This window comes from Streptomyces xanthophaeus, from assembly GCF_030440515.1.
Lineage (GTDB): Bacteria > Actinomycetota > Actinomycetes > Streptomycetales > Streptomycetaceae > Streptomyces > Streptomyces kutzneri.
In genome coordinates, this window is record NZ_CP076543.1 from 493,843 (window position 1) to 513,894 (window position 20,052).

At 73.3% G+C, this 20,052-nt stretch carries 15 protein-coding genes and 1 riboswitch; of the genes, 10 read left to right on the plus strand and 5 right to left on the minus strand.

Annotated features, from left to right (window positions below; genetic code table 11):
* Positions 1-6 precede the first annotated feature (6 nt).
* Positions 7-2,682, minus strand: a complete 2,676-nt coding sequence (locus KO717_RS02270; protein ID WP_301364083.1) for a LuxR C-terminal-related transcriptional regulator — start codon at positions 2,680-2,682, stop codon at positions 7-9.
* 172 nt (positions 2,683-2,854) lie between these two features.
* On the opposite strand from KO717_RS02270, the gene KO717_RS02275 reads away from it, so the two are divergent.
* The gene (locus KO717_RS02275) at positions 2,855-3,574 is read left to right on the plus strand and encodes a ZIP family metal transporter (protein WP_301364084.1); all 720 of its coding nucleotides are present in this window, start codon (positions 2,855-2,857) and stop codon (positions 3,572-3,574) included.
* Positions 3,575-3,596: 22 nt separating this feature from the next.
* On the opposite strand, the gene KO717_RS02280 is transcribed toward KO717_RS02275, so the two are convergent.
* On the minus strand, positions 3,597-5,102 hold the full coding sequence (locus tag KO717_RS02280; protein WP_301364085.1) for a S1 RNA-binding domain-containing protein: 1,506 nt from the start codon (positions 5,100-5,102) through the stop codon (positions 3,597-3,599).
* A 90-nt stretch (positions 5,103-5,192) separates the two neighbouring features.
* Between KO717_RS02280 and KO717_RS02285 the strand changes: the two genes are divergently transcribed.
* Entirely contained in the window at positions 5,193-6,125 is a 933-nt protein-coding gene (locus KO717_RS02285; protein WP_301364086.1) for an aminoglycoside phosphotransferase family protein, read from the plus strand.
* A gap of 140 nt (positions 6,126-6,265) precedes the next feature.
* Here the strand turns inward: KO717_RS02285 and KO717_RS02290 are convergent, their stop codons facing one another.
* The 3 genes from KO717_RS02290 to aceA all read right to left on the minus strand — a co-directional run bounded on the left by KO717_RS02290 (position 6,266) and on the right by aceA (position 10,105).
* Complete coding sequence (locus KO717_RS02290; protein WP_301364087.1) at positions 6,266-7,144, minus strand: 3-hydroxybutyryl-CoA dehydrogenase; 879 nt, start codon at positions 7,142-7,144, stop codon at positions 6,266-6,268.
* The gene (gene aceB / locus KO717_RS02295) at positions 7,141-8,733 is read right to left on the minus strand and encodes a malate synthase A (RefSeq protein ID WP_301364088.1); all 1,593 of its coding nucleotides are present in this window, start codon (positions 8,731-8,733) and stop codon (positions 7,141-7,143) included. The genes KO717_RS02290 and aceB overlap by 4 nt, the downstream gene beginning before the upstream one ends.
* Before the next feature lie 85 nt (positions 8,734-8,818).
* Positions 8,819-10,105, minus strand: a complete 1,287-nt coding sequence (gene aceA / locus KO717_RS02300; protein WP_301364089.1) for an isocitrate lyase — start codon at positions 10,103-10,105, stop codon at positions 8,819-8,821.
* 386 nt (positions 10,106-10,491) lie between these two features.
* On the opposite strand from aceA, the gene KO717_RS02305 reads away from it, so the two are divergent.
* From KO717_RS02305 to KO717_RS02340, 8 genes are all read left to right on the plus strand, one after another.
* The gene (locus tag KO717_RS02305; protein WP_301364090.1) at positions 10,492-11,907 is read left to right on the plus strand and encodes a short-chain fatty acyl-CoA regulator family protein; all 1,416 of its coding nucleotides are present in this window, start codon (positions 10,492-10,494) and stop codon (positions 11,905-11,907) included.
* 126 nt (positions 11,908-12,033) lie between these two features.
* Positions 12,034-12,204, plus strand: a riboswitch (cobalamin riboswitch).
* 205 nt (positions 12,205-12,409) lie between these two features.
* Positions 12,410-13,909, plus strand: coding sequence for a CoA-acylating methylmalonate-semialdehyde dehydrogenase (locus KO717_RS02310; protein ID WP_301364091.1), 1,500 nt, complete (start codon positions 12,410-12,412; stop codon positions 13,907-13,909).
* A gap of 5 nt (positions 13,910-13,914) precedes the next feature.
* Complete coding sequence (locus KO717_RS02315; RefSeq protein WP_301364092.1) at positions 13,915-15,060, plus strand: acyl-CoA dehydrogenase family protein; 1,146 nt, start codon at positions 13,915-13,917, stop codon at positions 15,058-15,060.
* Positions 15,057-16,154 (plus strand): enoyl-CoA hydratase/isomerase family protein, encoded by a 1,098-nt coding sequence (locus KO717_RS02320; RefSeq protein ID WP_301364093.1) that lies wholly within the window; start codon positions 15,057-15,059, stop codon positions 16,152-16,154. The genes KO717_RS02315 and KO717_RS02320 overlap by 4 nt, the downstream gene beginning before the upstream one ends.
* Positions 16,151-17,053 (plus strand): 3-hydroxyisobutyrate dehydrogenase, encoded by a 903-nt coding sequence (mmsB, locus tag KO717_RS02325; RefSeq protein WP_301364094.1) that lies wholly within the window; start codon positions 16,151-16,153, stop codon positions 17,051-17,053. Before KO717_RS02320 ends, mmsB begins: the two co-directional genes overlap by 4 nt.
* A complete protein-coding gene (locus KO717_RS02330; protein ID WP_301364095.1) occupies positions 17,050-17,823 on the plus strand; it encodes an enoyl-CoA hydratase in 774 nt (257 codons plus the stop codon). The genes mmsB and KO717_RS02330 overlap by 4 nt, the downstream gene beginning before the upstream one ends.
* A 135-nt stretch (positions 17,824-17,958) precedes the next feature.
* On the plus strand, positions 17,959-18,645 hold the full coding sequence (locus tag KO717_RS02335) for a response regulator transcription factor (protein ID WP_301364096.1): 687 nt from the start codon (positions 17,959-17,961) through the stop codon (positions 18,643-18,645).
* Positions 18,642-20,030, plus strand: coding sequence for a HAMP domain-containing sensor histidine kinase (locus KO717_RS02340; protein WP_301364097.1), 1,389 nt, complete (start codon positions 18,642-18,644; stop codon positions 20,028-20,030). The genes KO717_RS02335 and KO717_RS02340 overlap by 4 nt, the downstream gene beginning before the upstream one ends.
* The last annotated feature ends 22 nt before the right edge of the window (positions 20,031-20,052 follow it).

The window sequence follows — 20,052 nt, forward strand, 5'->3', positions numbered from 1 at the left end:
CGCGGCTCAGAGCATCCCGAGGTCCTGCGCCCGGTGGACGGCCTCGCTGCGCCGGGTGACGCAGAGCTTGCGGTAGATGCTCTTCAGGTGGGTCTTGACCGTGTTCGCCGACACGTACAGCTCGGCCGCGATCTCGTCGGTGGACAGCAGCTCCGCGGCCTTGCGTAGCACTTCGGTCTCCCGCGCGCTCAGCGGCTCCACCACCGGCGGCTGCCCCTCCCCCTGCGCCGCGCGCAACGTACGGGCCGGGGCGCGGGGGGTCAGCCAGCCGTGCGACCGCGCCAGTTGCGGGTCCCGGCGCAGGGTCCGTCGCACCCATGGGCCGCTCTCGGCGAACATCCGGCGCAGTTCCTCGGGGCGGGCGAGTGCCAGCGCCTCACCGAGGCGCCGGTGCGCCTCCTGGGAGTCGCCGTCCGCCGCGGCGATCCGTGCGTGGAGCAGGCAGGCGTGGGCCCGTACCGGGGTGGCGACGGCGCTGTCTCCCGGTACGTCCGCCAGCGCCGCGGCCGCGCACGCGCCGCGGCCGGCGGCCAGCAGGGCCCTCGCCCGGGCCACCGCGTGTTCCGGGCGGTCTCCGTCCGGGGCCTGCGCCGCATCCAGGACCCGCAGGGCCGCGTCGGCGTCGTCGCGTGCGAGGTGTACGCCCGACTCGGCCACGGCCAGCTCGTCCGCCGCCCAGGCGGGCAGCCCCTCCGGGTCCACCGCGCGCAGGACGGCGAGCGCGGCGTCCCCGTCGCCCTCGGCCGCAGTGATCCGGGCCGCGATGACGGCGGCCCGGGCGGCGGTCGCGGGATCGGGGCGCAGCCCCGGCGCCGCGGTGGCCAGATCGAGGTGGCGGCGGGCGGCCGGCAGGTCGTCCTGTTCGACGGCCACGCCCGCCAGGACGAGGTGGTCGGTGCCGGCCCGGCGCCCGGGCGGCAGGGCGGACCGCTCGGCGACGGCGAGCGAGGCACGGGCGTGTGCGGCCGCCTGCCGCAACCGGCCGCGCAGCAGTTCGGTCAGGGCCAGAGAGCCGAGCGCGCCGCAGAGCGGGGATTCCGTGCCCGGCGGCCCGCACGCGGCGACGGCGGCCGTGAGGGTGGGTTCGGCCCGGTCCAGGCGGCCCGCGCCCAGCTCGACGGCACCGAGGTGGGCCAGCAGCAGGGCGCGGAGCTCGGGGCGTTCGGCGAGCAGGTGCGGCGGCAGCTCCCGCAGCAGCCGGTCGGCCTCGGCGGCGGCCCGTTCGGTGTCCGTCACGTCGTCGGCCGGCCGGCCGGCGAGTACACCGAGGAAGGCGCGGCCGAACCGCGCGGCCGGACCGCTGGACTCCGCACGGGAGGCGTCCGCAGGAGATGCGTCCGCCAGGAGGGTGTCCGCCCGCCGCAGTCCGGCCTCGCATCCGGGCAGGTCCTGTTCGGCCAGCCGGCAGGCCGCGCCGACCAGTGCAGGCGCGACTCCGGTGGTCCCGGGCGGCATCCCGGCGAAGGCCCGGCCCAGCTGGTCCGCCTCGAGGCCCGTGAGGAGGCGGCCGATCGCCAGGTTGTCGACCAGCTGCGCCGCCGCGAACTGCCAGTCCCCGGCGGCGGCGCCCTGGAGCACCGCCTCCGTGAGCCGCCCGGTCCGGGCGAGCCAGCGCGCCGCCCGGCCGTGGAGCTGCGGTTCCAGCCCGGGGCAGCGCTGCCGCAGGTGCGCGCGCAGGACCTCGGCGAACAGCGGGTGCAGCCGGTACCAGGCCGTGGCGTCGATCTGCTCCAGGAACGCGTTGTCGCGGGCCAGCCCGGCCAGGGTCCGTGCCCCGTCGTCCCGGCCGGTCAGCTCGTCCGCGAGATCCGGGTGGACGCGGTCCGTGACGCAGACGCGCAGCAGCAGGTCCTGGGTGGGCGGCGGTTGTGCGTCGAGGACCTCGGTGAGGAGGTAGTCGGCGATCGTGGTGCGGTCGGCTGCGAACTGGCGCAGGAACGCCTCCGGGTCGGCGCTGCGCTGCATCGCCAGGGCGCACAGGCGTACTCCGGCCGCCCATCCCTCGGTCCGCTCCATCAGCAGGCGGATTCCGGCGGGTGAGATGTCGAGGCGGTGCTCGCCCAGCAGTGCCTCGGCGTCGGCGTCGGTGAACCTGAGGTCGGCGTGCCGGATCTCCGTGATCTCGCCGGCCGCCCGGTAGCGGTGCAGGGGCAGCAGGGTGTCCGACCGGCTGGTGAGCACGATGCGCAGGCCGCCGGCCGCGTGCCGGAGTACGAAGTCCAGCCCCTCGGTCGTCGCGGGCGGCTGGGCGGTGTCGAACTGGTCGAGCACGAGGACCGAGGGCTGCGCGGACGCGGCCAGCCCGTCCGCCAGGCGCACCAGGAACGACCGGGTCACCCCTTCGGCCCGGGTCGGCCTGCCCACCGCGGCCGGCAGCGCCACCCCGCCCCGGTGGAGGGCCTCCAGGACGTACGCCCAGAAGGCGCCGGGGGCGTCGTCGGGTTCGACGGTGAGCCACATGGGGGGACGCTGCGCGCTTCCGCCGGCCGCCCAGTGGGCGGTGAGCACCGTCTTGCCCGATCCGGCCGGACCGTTGACGAGGGTGAGCGGCCCCTGCGCGCCGGCCGTCAGGCGCCCCAGCAGCTCGGGCCGGCGGACCAGCAGCTTCGGTACGGCCGGAGGCGCGAACCTGGCCGTGAGCATGGGGTCGCCGGTCGGGGCGCGGTGGTCCACGGAGGTCACCGGGGTTCCTGCGGCGGTACGGACTGTGATCGGCCCACGGTCACCACTGAACCGGTGATCGGTGGTGATCACCAGTCGTGTCACCCTGTCCGGGGGATGCCGGGGCGTACGGCGGCCCGGAGCATGGGCACCGGTCGCCTTCCCCACGCGGGACGGCCGTCCAGGAGGTCCGATGAACGCTCTCGCGGCGGCCGGATGGGGTGCTCTCGCGGCATTCTCCCTGGTCATCGGCGCCTGGCTGGCGCTGCGCTACCGTCCGTCGCCGAAGGTGACCGGACTGGTCCTGGGTTTCGGCTCGGGAGCACTGATCGCGGCCGTGGCGTACGAGCTCGTGCCCAGGGAGCGCTTCGAGAGCGCCTGGGACTTCCTGGCCGTCGGCGTCGGCGCCCTGACCTTTTTCCTCCTCGACGGAGCCCTTGCGCAGAAGGCCACGGCGCAGCGGTCGGCCGGGAGCGCGCACAACGCGAACCGCTCCATCGTGCTCGGTGCCCTGCTCGACGGGATACCCGAGTCGCTGGTGCTGGGGATGGGCCTGGCCGCGGGCGGTTCGATCAGCGTCCCTTTCCTCGCGGCGGTGTTCCTGTCGAACCTCCCGGAGAGCCTCGGCGCCACCGCGGGCATGCGGGAGGAGGGCCGGCAGCCGGGTGTGGTGTACCGGATCTGGTGGGGCATCACCGCGATCTCGGGCGCGTGCGCGGCGCTGGGGTACGGGCTGGTGGGGTTCATTCCCGGCACCGAGGGCCGGCTGGTGCAGGCGTTCGCGGCGGGGGCGGTCCTGACCATGCTCGCGAACTCGATGATGCCGGAGGCCTTCGAGCTGGGCGGCAGGCTCGCCGGGCTGTCGACCGTGCTCGGCTTCGCGGCCGCCGGGGCGCTCTCCCTCCTGGAGTGACGCGCCGCCGGCGGCCGCTCGCTCAGGCCTCGGTGGCCGGGGAAAGGCTGATCCGGCGCCGCTCCAGGTCGACGGCGAGCAGGGTGACGCGTACGTCGTCCCCTGCCTCGAAGGTCCTGCCGGAGAACTCGCTCTCGTGGACCAGGCCCTCGACGCCCGGTGCGATGCGCACGAACGCACCGAACGGAATGATCTTGGTGACGGTGCCGGGGACGGTGTCGCCGGACCGGAGGGCCTCGGCGAAGGAGCGCCAGGGATCCGGGACCAGTGCCTTGACGGACAGGCTCGCGCGCTCCCACTCCAGGTCGACGTGGAGGACCTCGGCGCGGATCCGCCGGCCGATCGGGGCCACCTCGGCCACGTCCTCGAAGTACTCCCAGGACATTTCGGGGACGCGCAGGAAGCCCATGGGACGCTGCCACTCGTGGTCCAGGTCCAGGTCCAGATCCAGGTCCAGATCCACGTGCACGCCGACGTCGTCCAGACCGCTCACGACGGTGCCGGTCACCACGTCCCCGGTCCGCAGCGAGCCGAGCAGGGCCCGCCGCTCGTCGGCCGGGGTGCGGTTGGTACGCCAGCGCGCCCGTACGACGCCGTCGGCATCCGGCAGCACTCCGGCGAGCAGGGGCCTGCGATCGGCCGGCGCCAGCGGGACCAGGCCGGCCCGGCGGTGTGCTCCGGCCCTGATCATCGGGTGGGCGTGGTCGGTACGGCCCATCCACGGCTCGGCGATGCGGGACCAGCGCATGCTCCCGTCGGGATCCTGCTGGACCAGGAGTTCGAGCCGTTCCGAGCGGAGGACGGCGGCGCGGACCGCCTCGATGTCGTCGGTCAGGTCCGGCCAGACCGCCAGCCGGGCCCGCGGGGTCAGCAGCGCCCGTACCCGGGTGATCCCGGCGGCCGTGGTCGGCCGGTGCCACCGGTGGTCGCCGCCGGCGTACCGTTCCTCGACCAGTACCCCGCCGTGCTCGGCGACCAGGCTGTGGACCGCCGTCCAGAAGGCTGCGTCCGCGGGCGGCTGGGGGTCGGTCTCGTCGAGGGCGGGGTCGTAAGGGGAGCGTTCGACCGGTTCGACGGTCAGCCCCGATCGTCGGGCGTGCGCCACGGCCTCCGTGTACGGCCTCGCACCCCCGACGTGGAGGTCGTGCCGTTCTCCGACGTGGAGGAAGAACCCTTCCTCGGTGTGCAGCCGGCACCAGGGGCCCTCACGCAGCAGCATGGCCCGCAGCAGTTCCAGGCCGGTGTCGAGCGGTACGCGCGCGCCGTCGTGGTATCCGGACGGTGGCAGCGGGCCGGACGAGCCCGGCCGGTCCGCGGGGAAGAGCCCCGCCAGCTCCGGGGCGCTCGGGGCCGAACGGGATCGGAAGGAGAAGAACCCCCGCGCCATCGGGTTGTCGATCGTCAGCCGGTCGATGCCGGCTTGAAGGGCGAAGCGTCTCGCGGCGGCGACGAAGGCCTCGGCCACCTGCTCCCGGACGGCGAAGGAGACGGCCGCGGCGGGGGTGATCCGGTAGGTGAAGGGCGGCATCTCAGCGCCCCCGGCGGCTCGAAGTTGCCCTGAGGGCCGGTCGTGGACGGACAGAAAATTGGATCATGCGGCCCAGCGTAAGGTACCGGGATGATCGAGACACCGGACATGTTCACGCGCTGCACGGTCGGGCGCGAGGGAGCGGCCGGAGCTGCGTGGCTCGCCGAACTACCGGGAATCGTGGACGAGTTACTGGCACGCTGGGAGTGCGTACCCGACGGCGAGGTCATGCACGGGGGTGTCGGAATCATCGTCCCGGTCCTGCGGCGGGACGCGGTACCGGCCGTGCTGAAGGTCTCCTTCCCGCATCCCGGCAACGTCCACGAGCCGGACGCGTTCGAGGCGTGGGGCGGCCGTGGAGCCGTCCTGCTGCACGAGCGCGACGACGAGCGTTTCGCGATGCTGCTGGAGCGGGTCCGGTCGGCGACGCTGGAGGGGGTCGAGGACGGCGACGAGGTGGTGCGGGTGGCGGGGCGGCTCAGCCGCCGGCTGGCCGTCCCGGCGCCGGCCCACCTCCCACGGCTGCGGGAGCAGGCCGACTCCTGGGAGGAGCAACTACGCAGGGACGAGAGCGAGCTGGCGCACGCGCTGCCGCGGTACGTGGTGGACGCGGCGGTGGCGACCGTGCGCGAGCTGGGGCGCACCCAGCCGGACGTCCTGATCCACGGCGACCTCCACGCCCGGAACATCCTGCGGGCGGACCGCGAGCCGTGGCTGGCGGTCGATCCCAAGGGCTACGTGGGAGATCCCGCCTACGACGGCGGCACGCTGCTCAAGACGCGAGCGCTGTCCCTCATCGGGGCCGAGGACCTCGGCAAGGCGGTCCACCGCACCGTGGACGTCTTCGTCGAGGCCGCGGAAATCGAGCGCGAGCGTGTCCGGCGCTGGGCTCAACTGCATGCCGTTCAGGCCGCGTTCTGGGGTCGTCGGCACGGCTTCCGGGTCGCCCGCAGCGGCCCGTTGCTCGACCGGATCACGGAATTCGCCGACAGCCTGGCGCAGTTGCTGACGCGGCCCGCCTGATCGCAGCCGGCGATCCCGTACCCCCGACCCCCGTGCCCCCGTACGCGGTGCGGCGCGGGTGCGGCGACACCACTCGCCCCACCCGCGCCGTTCCCGTTCGTCTCCGGCGCACCCTCTGCCCTGGAGACCGCCGGGGCCCCTCAGCCCCGGCCGTACGTGTGGAACCCGCGGCCGCTCTTGCGGCCGAGCAGACCCGCCTGGACCATCCGCTGCAGCAGCGGAGGCGGCGCGTACAGGGGTTCCTTGAACTCCTCGTAGAGGGATTCCGCGATGGCCGCGACGGTGTCCAGGCCGATCAGGTCGGCGAGTTTGAGCGGGCCCATCGGGTGGGCACAGCCCAGCTCCATGCCGGCGTCGACGTCCTCGGGGGCGGCGAACCCTGATTCGGCCATGCGGACGGCCGACAGGAGGTAGGGGATCAGCAGGGCGTTGACCACGAAGCCGGCCCGGTCCTGGGAGCGGACGGTGGTCTTGCCCAGGGCGTCGCGGGCGAAGGCCTCCACGGCGTCGAGCGTGTCGCGTGAGGTGTGGAGGGAGGAGACGACCTCCACGAGCGGCAGGACGGGCACGGGGTTGAAGAAGTGCAGCCCCACGACCCGGTCGGCGCGGCCGGTGGCCATGCCCAGGCGCATGATCGGAATGGCCGAGGTGTTCGTGGCGAGGATCGCCTCCGGGTCCGCCACGATCTTGTCGAGGCCGGTGAAGACCTCGATCTTGGCTTCGGGGTTCTCGGTGACGGCCTCGATGACGAGCTGCCGGTCGGCGAGGTCCTCCAGGTCGCCGGTGAAGACGAGCCGGGCCAGGGCGTCCTCGGCGGAGATCCGGTCCAGTTTGCCGCGCTGCACGGCCCGTTCGAGGGAGACGGCGACGCGCTCCCGGGCGGCCCGGGCGGCGGTGGCGTCCGACTCGGCGACGACGGTGTCGAGCCCGGCGCGGGCGCACACCTCGGCGATGCCGGCGCCCATCTGGCCGCCGCCCACGATGCCGACCCGGTGGATCGACGCGATCGGCGTGGTCATCGGCGGTTCTCCGTCCGGCTCACGAGGTGGCGGGTGTAGGCCTCGGGGGTGAAGAAGGCGGGCAGGCGGGGGGTGAGCGCGGTGTTCACGAAGACCTCCCGGGCCTCGGCGACCCGGGCCCGCGGGTTCTCCTCCTCCAGCGCCGCGCATTCGGCGTCGAGGAGGTCGAGGACCGTCGCCCGGTCGGCCTGGTCGTGGCGCAGCCACTGCCAGATCTGGACGCGGGCGATCTCGGCGGTCGCGGCGTCCTCCATCAGGCCGTACAGGGCCACGGCTCCGCTGCCGCGCAGCCAGGCGTCGAAGTAGCGCAGGGCCACGGCGACGTTCGAGCGGATGCCCTCCCGTGTGGGGGGCGCGGCGATCCGGCGCACGGACAGCAGGTCGGCGGCCGTGATCTCGACGTCCTCCCGGGTCCGGTCCAGCTGGTTCGGCCGCTCCCCCAGGACGCCGTCGAAGACCTCGCGGCAGACGGGGACCAGTCCGGGGTGGGCCACCCAGGAGCCGTCGAAGCCGTCCTCGGCCTCCCGCTCCTTGTCGAGGCGGACCTTGGCGAGGGCGGCGGCGTTCGCCTCCGCGTCCCGGCTGGGGACGTGGGCGGCCATCCCGCCGACGGCCTGGGCGCCGCGCCGGTGGCAGGTGCGGACGAGCAGCTCGGTGTAGGCCCGCATGAAGGGGGCGGTCATGGTGACCCTGGCCCGGTCGGGCAGCTGGAAGTCGGTGCGGTGGCCGAAGGTCTTGATCAGGCTGAAGAGGTAGTCCCAGCGGCCCGCGTTCAGTCCTGCGCTGTGCTCGCGCAGCTCGTGGAGGATCTCCTCCATCTCGAAGGCGGCGGTGATCGTCTCGATGAGGACGGTGGCGCGGACGGTGCCGCGGGGGATGCCGAGGAGTTCCTGGGCAAGGAGGAAGATGTCGTTCCACAGGCGCGCCTCGTACCGGTTCTCCAGCTTGGGCAGGTAGAAGTACGGGCCGTGGCCCGCGTCGATCTGCCGCTGGGCGCAGTGGAAGAAGTACAGGCCGAAGTCGACGAGGGACGCGGACAGGGGCCGGCCGTCGATCTCCAGGTGCTCTTCGAGGAGGTGCCAGCCGCGCGGCCGGACCATGATGGTCGCGAGCTGCTCGCCGAGGCGGTACTCCTTGCCGTCCGGGGTGGTGAAGTCGATGCGCCGTTCGATGGCGTCGAGCAGGGTGAGCTGGCCGCCGATGACGTTGGTCCAGGTCGGGGCGGTGGCGTCCTCGAAGTCGGCCATCCAGACCTTGGCGCCGGAGTTCAGGGCGTTGACGGCCATCCGCCGCTCGGGCGGGCCGGTGATCTCGACGCGGCGGTCGGTGAGGCCGGGCGCGGGCGGGGCGACGCGCCAGTGCGGGTCCTCGCGCAGCGCGCGGGTGGCGAGCGGGAAGTCGAGCGGGGTACCGCCGGCCAGGTGGCCCGCGCGGCGGTGGCGCTCCTTGAGGACCTCCAGACGGCGGTCCGCGAACGCGGTGTCGAGCCGGCCGATGAACTCCAGGGCCTCGGGGGTCAGGATCTCCTCGTGGCGCTCACCCGGCGCACCGAGGACCTGGACGCTGCTGGTCAGAGGCGAGAGGGGCATGCGGTTCTCCTCAGCGGGGCGGTGGGCGGTGCCCGAGGGGGAAGTCCCTCGGGCACCCGTCGGAAGGACTCGGCGCAACGACGGCCTAGTGGAACTGCTCTTCCTCGGTGGAACCGGAGAGTGCGGTCGTGGAGGAGGCCGGGTTGACCGCGGTGGAGACGAGGTCGAAGTAGCCGGTGCCGACCTCGCGCTGGTGCTTGACGGCGGTGAACCCCTGGGCCTGGGCGGCGAACTCGCGCTCCTGGAGGTCGACGTACGCGGTCATGCCGTGCTCGGCGTAGCCGCGGGCGAGGTCGAACATGCCGTGGTTGAGGGAGTGGAAGCCGGCCAGGGTGATGAACTGGAAGCGGTAGCCCATCGCGCCGAGCTCCCGCTGGAACTTGGCGATCTGGTCGTCGTCCAGGGCCGCCTTCCAGTTGAAGGACGGCGAGCAGTTGTAGGCCAGCATCTGGTCCGGGTACTGCGCGTGGATCGCCTCGGCGAACTCGCGGGCCTGCTCCAGGTCCGGGGTTCCGGTCTCCACCCAGATGAGGTCGGCGTACGGGGCGTAGGCGAGGCCGCGGGCGATGACCGGGGCCATTCCGTTGCGGACGTGGTAGAAGCCCTCCGCCGTGCGCTCACCGGTGCAGAACTCGGCGTCGCGCTCATCGACGTCGCTCGTCAGGAGGGTGGCGGCGAGGGCGTCCGTACGGGCGATGATCAGGGTCGGGGTGTCGGCGATGTCGGCCGCCAGGCGGGCCGCGTTGAGGGTGCGGACGTGCTGCGCGGTCGGGACGAGGACCTTGCCGCCGAGGTGGCCGCACTTCTTCTCGGAGGCCAGCTGGTCCTCGTAGTGGATGCCGGCCGCGCCCGCCGCGATCATCGCCTTGGTGAGCTCGAAGGCGTTCAGCGGGCCGCCGAAGCCGGCCTCGGCGTCCGCGACGATCGGCGCGAGCCAGTCCGTCGTGTCGGTGCCGCCCTCGGCGGTGGCGATCTGGTCGGCGCGCAGCAGCGCGTTGTTGATCCTGCGCACCACCTGAGGGACCGAGTTGACGGGGTACAGGCTCTGGTCCGGGTAGGTGTGCCCGGCCTGGTTGGCGTCGGCGGCCACCTGCCAGCCGGAGAGGTAGATCGCCTGGAGTCCGGCCCGCACCTGCTGGACCGCCTGGCCGCCGGTGAGCGCGCCGAGGGCGTGGATGTAGTCCTGCTCGTGGAGCTGTCGCCACAGCCGCTCGGCGCCGCGCCGGGCCAGGGTGTGCTCCTCGCGGACGCTGCCCGAGAGCCGCACCACGTCCTCGGCCGTGTAGGTGCGCTCGATGCCCGCCCAGCGAGGGTCGTCGGCCCAGCGCTGCTTGAGCTGCTCGGCCGCCGCCGTCGTGTTCGCCTCTGCCATGACCGTCACCGTTTCCATCCGTCGCTTGTCTTGCCAATGAGCCGGGCCGTGGACCCGGTTCATTGGCACTCTGTGCCTGCTGATGAGATGCGGCCGCCGAACCCGACCATGGGCCGAAGCTGAGCAATGCTGCCGAGCCGCCGGGACGAACTGCCTGGATGGCCGAAATCAGGGCGTGAATCGGGCCAGTCAGCTCTTCCCGGCCACCGTGTCCGGCGGGCCGCAGCACCGACTCTGACACTGACACCGAGTGCCATCAAGGAAGTACATCTGCCAAGCTCTGCGAATCTTCGGCCCCGGAATTGCCAAGGTTGCGAAGCCCTCCGGCCGCGAAGATCCCCGTATCCTGGCGGCGCGTGTCGAGCCCGGAACGGCGAGGGAGTGCGGTGAGCAAGACGTACGCGGGAGCGCGGCTGCGACGGCTGCGCGAGGAGCGGCGGATGACCCAGGCCGACCTGGCCCGGGTGCTCGCCATCTCCCCCAGCTACCTGAACCAGATGGAGCACGACTCCCGGCCGCTCACCGTTCCGGTCCTGCTGCGGCTCACCGAGGCCTTCGGCGTGGATCCGGGGTTCTTCTCGGAGCGCGACACCAGCCGGCTGGTCGCCGACCTGCGCGAGGCGCTCGCGAACGAGGTGGCACAGGCACGCGTCTCCCCCTCCGACCTGGCCGAACTGGCCACCCGCATGCCCGCCGTCGCCTCGGTCCTGCTGGACCTGGGCCGGCGCAGCCAGCTCCTGGCCGAGCGGCTCGCCGACGCCGCCGACGGCCGGGACGCGGCCGCCGACAGCCCGCGCTCGCCCCACGAGGAGATCCGCGAGTTCTTCTACCGGCGGCAGAACTACCTCCACGACACCGATCTCGCCGCCGAAGGCCTCGCCGCCGAGATCGGCATCCGCCCGGGGGACGTCATCCGCGCGCTGACCCGCCGGCTCTCCGACCGGCACGGGATCCGGACGGCCACGGACTCCGACCGGCTGCACCACTACGACCCCGCCGCCCGGGTGCTGCACCTGTCGAACCGGCTCCGGCCGGGGCAGCAGGCGTTCCGGATGGCCACGCAGCTGGCGCTGATCGAGTACGGGGACGAGCTGGACCGGCTGGCCGCCGAGGACTTCCCGCCCGGCTCCCCCGTCCACGCCCTCGCGCGGATCGGCATCGCCAACCATTTCGCAGGCGCGCTCATCCTCCCGTACCGCGCCTTCCACGCGGCCGCCGAGGAGTTCCGCTACGACATCGAGCGGCTCACCGACCACTTCGGGATCGGCTACGAGACGGTCTGCCACCGGCTGAGCACCCTGCAGCGGCCCAGGCTGCGCGGGGTTCCCTTCTCCTTCGTCCGGGTGGACCGGGCCGGGAACATGTCCAAGCGCCAGTCCGCGACCGGATTCCACTTCTCGCGCGCGGGCGGCACCTGCCCGCTGTGGAACGTGTACGAGGCCTTCGCCGCGCCCGGCCGCATCCACGTCCAGGTGGCCGCCATGCCCGACGGGCAGCGGTACCTGTGGACCGCCCGGGCCGTCACCCGCCACCGCGGTGGCTGGGGCGAGCCGGGCAAGACCTTCGCGATCGGGCTCGGCTGCGAGATCCGGCACGCCTCGCGGCTCGTGTACGCCGACGGGCTCGACCTCGACAACACGGCGGCCGCCACCCCCATCGGCATGGGCTGCCGCCTCTGCGAACGCCTCGACTGCCCGCAGCGGGCCGTACCGCCGCTCGGGCGGGCGCTGGCCGTCGACGAGAACAGCAGCACCTTCATCCCGTACCCGGTGATCAGGAACCCGGCCCCGGCACGGGACTGAGCGGGCGTCAGGCCGCGGACGCGGGTGGCGGACCGCGGACGCGGGTGGCGGATCGCGCGCGGTGTGGCCGGATGGTGAAGGCGCGCGGCGGCGGCTCTGGACTTACTAGGACGTCCAACTATATGTTCGTGGCACAAGGTCCGCGGTGCAGGGAAGCCGGTGAGAAACCGGCACGGTCCCGCCACTGTGACCGGGGAGTGTGCTGCCATCCACACGCCACTGACGAGGTCTGTCGGGAAGGCGGGCGGCACGCGGGGATCCGGGAGTCAGGATACCGGCCGCGGATGTTCCGTGTTGTCCACGAGGATGGAGCAGACACGCATGGCACCGGTTTGTACCCACGACCCTGGTGATCCGGCGGAGCGCACGCACACGTTCGCGCGCTCATAGGCCGTCTCTTTCGGCCCAGTCCCACGACCTTCCCCAGCGGCGCACCCGATCGGGTGCCGTCCGCCGGTCGGCCGTGCCATCCCCGGATCCAACCTGACGAGAGCAGGCACCCATGGTCCGTGAACTCACCCATTTCATCGGCGGCAAGCACACCACCGGATCCTCCGGCCTCTTCACCGACGTGTACGACCCCAACACCGGCGCCGTCCAGGCCCGGGTCCCGCTCGCGGGGCGGGCCGACACGGAGGCCGCCATCGCGAACGCCGAGGAGGCGCAGGCCGACTGGGGGCAGTGGAACCCGCAGCGCCGCTCACGCGTCCTGCTGCGCTTCCTCCAGCTGGTCGAGGGCGAACGGGACTCCCTCGCCCGGCTGTTGTCCTCCGAGCACGGCAAGACCGTCGCCGACGCCCACGGAGACCTGCAACGCGGCCTGGAGGTGGTCGAGTTCGCCGCCGGTGTCCCGCACCTGCTCAAGGGCGAGTTCACCGACAACGCGGGTACCGGGATCGACGTGCATTCCCTGCGCTCGCCGCTGGGCGTGGTCGCCGGGATCACCCCCTTCAACTTCCCCGCGATGATCCCCCTGTGGCAGGCCGCACCCGCCCTGGCCTGCGGCAACTCCTTCATCCTGAAGCCCTCCGAGCGCGACCCCTCCGTACCCCTGCGCCTCGCCGAGCTCTTCCTGGAGGCCGGTCTGCCGCCCGGCGTGCTCAACGTGGTCAACGGCGGCAAGGAGGCCGTCGACACCCTCCTCGAAGACCCGCGCGTGCAGGCCCTCGGCTTCGTCGGCTCCACCCCGATCGCCGCGCACATCTACGCCACCGCCGCCGCCCACGGCAAGCGCGCCCAGTGCTTCGGCGGGGCCAAGAACCACATGATCGTGATGCCCGACGCCGACCTCGACCAGGCCGTGGAGGCCCTCATCGGCGCCGGCTACGGCTCCGCGGGCGAGCGCTGCATGGCCATCGCCGTCGCCGTACCCGTCGGCGAGGAGACCGCGAACGCCCTCGTGGCCAAGCTGACGGAGCGCATCGCCACCCTGCGCGTGGGCCGCTCCGACGACCCCGAGGCCGACTTCGGGCCGCTGGTCAGCCAGGACGCCCTGGACCGGGTGAACCGCTACGTCGGCATCGGAGCCACCGAGGGCGCCGAACTCGTCGTGGACGGGCGCGGGTTCACCCTGCCCGGGCACGAGGACGGCTTCTTCGCCGGAGCGACCCTCTTCGACCGCGTGACCCCGCAGATGCGGATCTACCGCGAGGAGATCTTCGGCCCGGTGCTGTCCGTCGTACGGGCGGACGGCTACGAGGAGGCCCTGCGCCTGCCCACCGAGCACCCGTACGGCAACGGCGTCGCGATCTTCACCCGGGACGGCGACACGGCGCGCGACTTCACCCCGCGGGTGGGCGCCGGCATGGTCGGCGTCAACGTGCCGATCCCCGTCCCCGTGGCCTACCACACCTTCGGCGGCTGGAAGCGCTCCGGCTTCGGCGACCTGAACCAGCACGGCCCCGACTCGATCCGCTTCTACACCCGTACCAAGACCGTCACCTCGCGCTGGCCCTCCGGGGCCAGGGAGAGCGCGAGCTTCACCATCCCGACGATGGGATGAGTCCGATGACCCTCACCCTCAGCCCCGATCAGCTCGCCCTCGCCGAGGTCACCCTCGACTTCGCCCAGGAGCAGCTCGGCCCGTACGCCGTCACCTGGGACCAGGACAAGCACTTCCCGCTGGACGTGATCCGCAAGGCGGCGGACCTCGGGCTCGGCGGCGTCTACGTCCGCGAAGAGCACGGCGGTTCCGGCCTCGGCCGCAGCGACGGCGTCCTCGTCTTCGAAACCCTCGCCACCGGTTGCCCCTCCATCGCCGGGTACCTCTCCATCCACAACATGGTCGCCTGGATGATCGACCGGTACGGGGACGCGGACCAGCAGGCCCGCTGGCTCCCCGACCTGTGCTCCGCCCGGTCCCTGGGCAGCTACTGCCTGACCGAGCCCGGCGCCGGATCCGACGCGGCCCGGCTGCGCACCCGGGCCGAGCGCACGGACGACGGCTATGTGCTGACCGGGGTCAAGCAGTTCATCTCCGGCGCCGGCGCCGCCGATGTCTACATCGTCATGGCGCGCACCGGCGGGGAGGGCGCGGGCGGCATCTCCGCGTTCGTCGTCGAACGCGCGGACGCCGGGGTCTCCTTCGGCCCGAACGAGCGCAAGATGGGCTGGAACGCCCAGCCCACCCGCCAGGTGATCCTCGACGGGGTCCGCGTCCCCGCCGGCCGGCGGCTCGGCGCCGAGGGCGACGGCTTCCGCATCGCCATGAACGGCCTCAACGGCGGCCGCCTCGGCATCGCCGCCTGCTCGCTGGGCGGTGCCCAGAGCGCGCTGGACCGCAGCCTCGCGTACCTGGCCGACCGGGAGGCCTTCGGGGCCCGGCTGCTGGACGCCCAGGCCCTGCAGTTCCGGCTCGCGGACATGGCCACCGAGCTGGCCGCGGCCCGCGCCCTGGTCCGCCAGGCCGCCGACGCGCTCGACCGGGGCGACCCGCTGGCCCCGCAGCTGTGCGCGATGGCCAAGCGGTTCGCCACCGACACCGGCTACGCGGTCGCCGACCAGGCCCTCCAACTCCACGGGGGATACGGCTACTTGAGCGAGTACGGCATCGAGAAGATCGTCCGCGACCTTCGGGTCCACCAGATCCTGGAAGGCACCAACGAGGTCATGCGCATCATCGTCGCCCGCGGGCTCACGGAGGCCCTGCGATGAACCACGAAACCATCGGGGCCCACGACCAGGACCAGGACCAGGTGCTCCTGCGGACCGAGGGCCACACCGCCTACATCACGCTGAACCGCCCCAAGGCCCTCAACGCCCTGACCCACTCCATGGTGCTGCGCATCGACGGGGCGCTCGCCAGGTGGCAGCACGACCCGGACGTCGCGGCCGTCGTCATCGAGGGCTCCGGTGAACGCGGCCTGTGCGCGGGCGGTGACATCCGCGCGATCTACGAGGACGCCCGCACGGGCGGCACCGCCTCGGCCGGTTTCTGGCGCGACGAGTACCGGCTCAACGCCCGCATCGCCCGCTACCCCAAGCCGTACGTCGCCCTCATGGACGGCATCGTCATGGGCGGCGGCGTCGGGGTCTCGGCCCACGGCACCGTACGGATCGTCACCGAACGCTCCCGCGTGGCCATGCCCGAGACGGGCATCGGCTTCGTCCCCGACGTCGGCGGCACGTACCTGCTGGCGCTGGCGCCCGGCGAGCTGGGCACCCACCTGGCCCTGACGGGGGCGCCCGCCGGCGCGGCGGACGCGCTGCTCTGCGGGCTCGCCGATCATTTCGTGCCCTCGGAGCTGCTGCCGCGGCTGGCCTCGGACCTGGCACGGACCTCCGTGCACGAGGTGCTGGAACGGTACGTCGCTCCGGCGCCCGCCGGCGCGCTCGACGGCGACCGCCGATGGATCGACCACTGCTATGCGGCGGACACGGTGGAGGACATCGTGGAGCGCCTGCTCGGCAGCGGTGTCCCGGCGGCGAAGGAGGCCGCGGTCACCCTTGCGGCCAAGTCGCCCACGGCCCTCAAGGTGACCCTGGCCGCCCTGCGCCGGGTGCGCGGACTCGGCCCGCTGGAGCGGGCTCTGGAACAGGAGTACCGGGTCTCCTGCGCGGCGCTGTCCTCCCCCGACCTGGTGGAGGGGATCCGCGCGCAGGTGATCGACAAGGACCGCAGCCCCCGCTGGTCACCGCCTTCCCTGGCGGAGGTGGCTCCTGGGGACGTGGAACGGTTCTTCGCTCCGCCCGGCGCGCGCGAACTGGGGCTGACCCTTGCGGATTCGACTCAGGAGGTGCCCTGGTGAGCAGGACCGTGGCGTTCGTCGGACTGGGCCACATGGGTGGCCCGATGGCGGCCAACCTGGTGAAGGCCGGACATCGCGTCCTCGGCTTCGACCTGGTGCCGGAGCTGCTGGAAACCGCCGCCGCGACGGGGGTGGAGCCGGCGGTGTCGGCCGCCGCGGCGGCCGCCGGGGCCGACGTGGTGATCACCATGCTGCCGGCGGGAGCGCACGTCCTCTCCCTGTACGGGGAGGGCGGGCTGCTGGCCGCCGCACGGCCCGGCACCCTGTTCGTCGACTGCTCGACCATCGACGTGGCCGACGCGCGGGCGGCCCACGAGGCCGCCGGGGCCGCCGGTCACCGGTCCCTCGACGCGCCCGTCTCGGGCGGGGTGGTCGGCGCGCAGGCGGCGAGCCTCACGTTCATGGCGGGCGGCGGCGCCGAGGAGTTCGCCGCGGCCGGGCCGCTGCTCGGCGCGATGGGCAAGAAGGCCGTGCACTGCGGGGCGGCGGGCGCCGGACAGGCCGCGAAGATCTGCAACAACATGATCCTCGCGGTCTCGATGATCGGGGTGAGCGAGGCCTTCGTCCTCGCCGAGAGCCTCGGCCTGGACCACCAGGCCCTCTACGACGTGGCCTCCACCGCCTCCGGCCAGTGCTGGGCCCTCACCGTCAACTGCCCCGTGCCCGGACCTGTTCCGGGCAGCCCCGCCAACCGCGACTACCTTCCCGGCTTCGCCTCACCCCTCATGGCCAAGGACCTCGCCCTGGCGGCGAACGCCCTGCGGGCCGGCGGGGTGGAGGCGCCGCTGGGCCTGAAGGCCGCCGAGCTGTACGCCGTCTTCGCCGCGGGCGAGGGCGCCGGCCTCGACTTCTCGGCGATCGTCCGCACACTGCGACCCCGGAACGGAAACCCCGTATGACCTACGAAACCATCCTGCTGGAGCGCAAGGGCCGGGTGGCCGTCCTCACCCTCCACCGGCCGGAGGCCCTCAACGCCCTGAACCTCCAGGTCATGACCGAGGTGGTGGCCGCCGCGGAGGAACTGGACCGGGACCCGGAGGTCGGCTGCATCGTCCTGACCGGCTCCGCGAAGGCCTTCGCGGCCGGCGCGGACATCAAGGAGATGCGGCCGCGCGGCTATATGGACATGTACCTCTCGGACTGGTTCACGGCGTGGGACCGGCTCGGCCAGGTCCGTACGCCCACCCTCGCGGCGGTCTCCGGCTACGCGCTGGGCGGCGGCTGCGAGCTCGCCATGATGTGCGACATCCTGCTCGCCGCGGACACCGCGAAGTTCGGGCAGCCCGAGATCAAGCTCGGGGTGATCCCGGGGATCGGCGGATCCCAGCGTCTCACCCGGGCCGTCGGCAAGGCCAAGGCCATGGAGCTGTGCCTGACGGGCCGCACCATGGACGCGGCCGAGGCCGAGCGGGCCGGCCTGGTCTCCCGGATCGTCACGGCCGGCGAGCTGCTGTCCGAGGCCCTCGCGGTCGCCGAGACCGTCGCCGGGATGTCGAAGCCGGTCGCGATGATGGCCAAGGAGGCCGTGAACCGGGCCTTCGAGACCACCCTCACCGAGGGCGTCCGCTTCGAACGACGGCTGTTCCACGCGGTCTTCGCCACGGCCGACCAGAAGGAGGGCATGTCCGCCTTCGTGGACAAGCGCCCGCCCCGCTTCAGCCACGGCTGAGGCACGTACGGAGTGCTTCGTCGCGGAGCGCGGCCGGTGCATTGTTCGGGGAATGTACGGATGGCGGCGCGCCCACCGGAAGGGCCGGGCGGCGCGGTTAGCATCGATGCTGCCAACCGCGGCTGAAAGGCAGTGATGACGGAGTCCAGGGGCCTCGTACTGATCGTCGAGGACGAGCGCCACATCTCCGACGTGCAACGCCTCTACCTGACCCGCGAAGGCTTCGGGGTCCACGTGGAGGCCGACGGGGCCGCCGGTCTGGCGGCCGCGAGGCGCATGCACCCGGTGGCGATCGTCCTGGACATCGGCCTGCCCGGCATGGACGGCATCGCCTTCTGCCGCGCCCTGCGCGACGCCGGCGACTGGACACCGGTGCTGCTGGTCACCGCCCGCGGCGAGGAGGCCGACCGGATCCTCGGCCTCGAACTCGGTGCGGACGACTACCTGACCAAGCCGTTCTCGCCCCGCGAGCTGGTCGCGCGGGTCAAGACCGTGCTGCGCCGGGCGGCGGGCCCGCCCGGACCGCCGCCCGGGAGCACCGGCCGGCTCAGCGTGGACCCGGTCAGCCGTACCGTGCGCCGCGACGGCGAGCCGGTCGAACTCACCGCCACCGAGTTCAATCTGCTCGTCCACCTCCTCCAGCACGTGGGCCAGGTCTTCACCCGCGAGCAGCTGCTCGCCCAGGTGTGGGGGTACCCCGGCTACCGCGACACCCGCATGGTCGACGTGTTCGTCTCGCAGGTGCGCGCCAAGCTCGGCGACGCGAGCCCGATCCGTACGGTCCGGGGCGTCGGGTACAGCGCGACGGCGCCCGGCCCGTGACCCGCGACCCCCGCACGGGTCCGCACCGCGGCTCCCTCGCCCGCAAGATCGTGGTGCTGACCACCGTGGTGGCGGCGCTCGCGGTGGCCCTGACGGGACTGATCGCCTGGCAGACCGCCGCGCGCGGCGCCGAACAGCGTGAACGCGACCAGCTGACCCGTCAGGCGACGGTGCTCAGCCGGCTGCCGATCCTGTCCGAGGCGCTCTTCACCGGCGCCCAGGCCCTGGCGGGGCCCAACGGGGTGCAGCTCGCGGTCATCGCCCGGGACGGCACCGTGAGCGGAACGGCCGGCCCGGCCGTCGACCGTACGTCCAGATCGGCCCTGCTGGCAGGGGATCCGGTCTCCACCACCGGCATCCTCGGTGGCCAGGAGGTACTGCTGGTGGGGCAGCCCGGCGTACGCGGCGGGGCGGTCGTGCTGACCGAGCCGTACACGGTGGTCACCGAGAACACGAACCAGATCCGCCGCAACGTGATCGTCCCGCTGGTCGTCGGCATGCTCGGCGCGGCCCTGGCCGGGGCGCTCCTCGCCCGCCGGATCGCCCGTCCGCTCGTGACGGCCGCGCAGATCGCGCACCGGCTCGCCGACGGCGAACGCGGCGTACCTGCCCCGGTCGACGGCCCCCGGGAGACCGCCGACATCGGGCGCGCCCTCAACGTCCTGGACGAGGCGCTGGCCCACAGCGAGAACCGGCAGCGGGAGTTCCTGCTCTCCGTCTCCCACGATCTGCGCACCCCGCTGACCGCGCTGCAGGGCTACGCCGAGGCGCTCGCCGACGGCCTGATCGAGCCGGAGCGGGTGCCTGAGGTCGGCTCGATCCTGGCCGACGAGACCCGGCGCCTGGACCGGTTCCTCGGGGACCTGCTGGACCTGGCCCGGCTGGAGGCCGACGACTTCCGTCTGGACGTGGCCCCGGCCGATCTGCGCGCACTGGTCTCCGAGGCCGCCGCGTTCTGGACCGGCCTGTGCGCACGCCACGGCGTCGACCTCCGGCTCGAACGGCCGGAGCTGCCCGTCGTCGTCGCGACGGACGCCTTCCGGGTCCGGCAGCTGATCGACGGCCTGGTGCAGAACGCGCTGCGCGTCACGCCCGGGGGCGCGCCCCTGGTCCTCGCCGTCCGCCCGGCCGCCGCGGGCGGCGGGGCCGAGCTGCAGGTCCGCGACGGCGGGCCCGGCCTGACCGACGACGACGTACGCATCGCCTTCGACCACGGCGCCCTCCACGCACGCTACCGGGACACCCGCCCGGTCGGCAGCGGCCTGGGGCTGGCGATCGCCCACCGCCTGACCGGCCGTCTCGGCGCCGACATCCGCGTCGAGGGGCACGGCCCGGAAGGCGGCGCCAGCTTCACCGTCACCCTCCCGCCGGCGCCCGCCGCCTGAGTACGCGGGCGCCGCGGCGGCC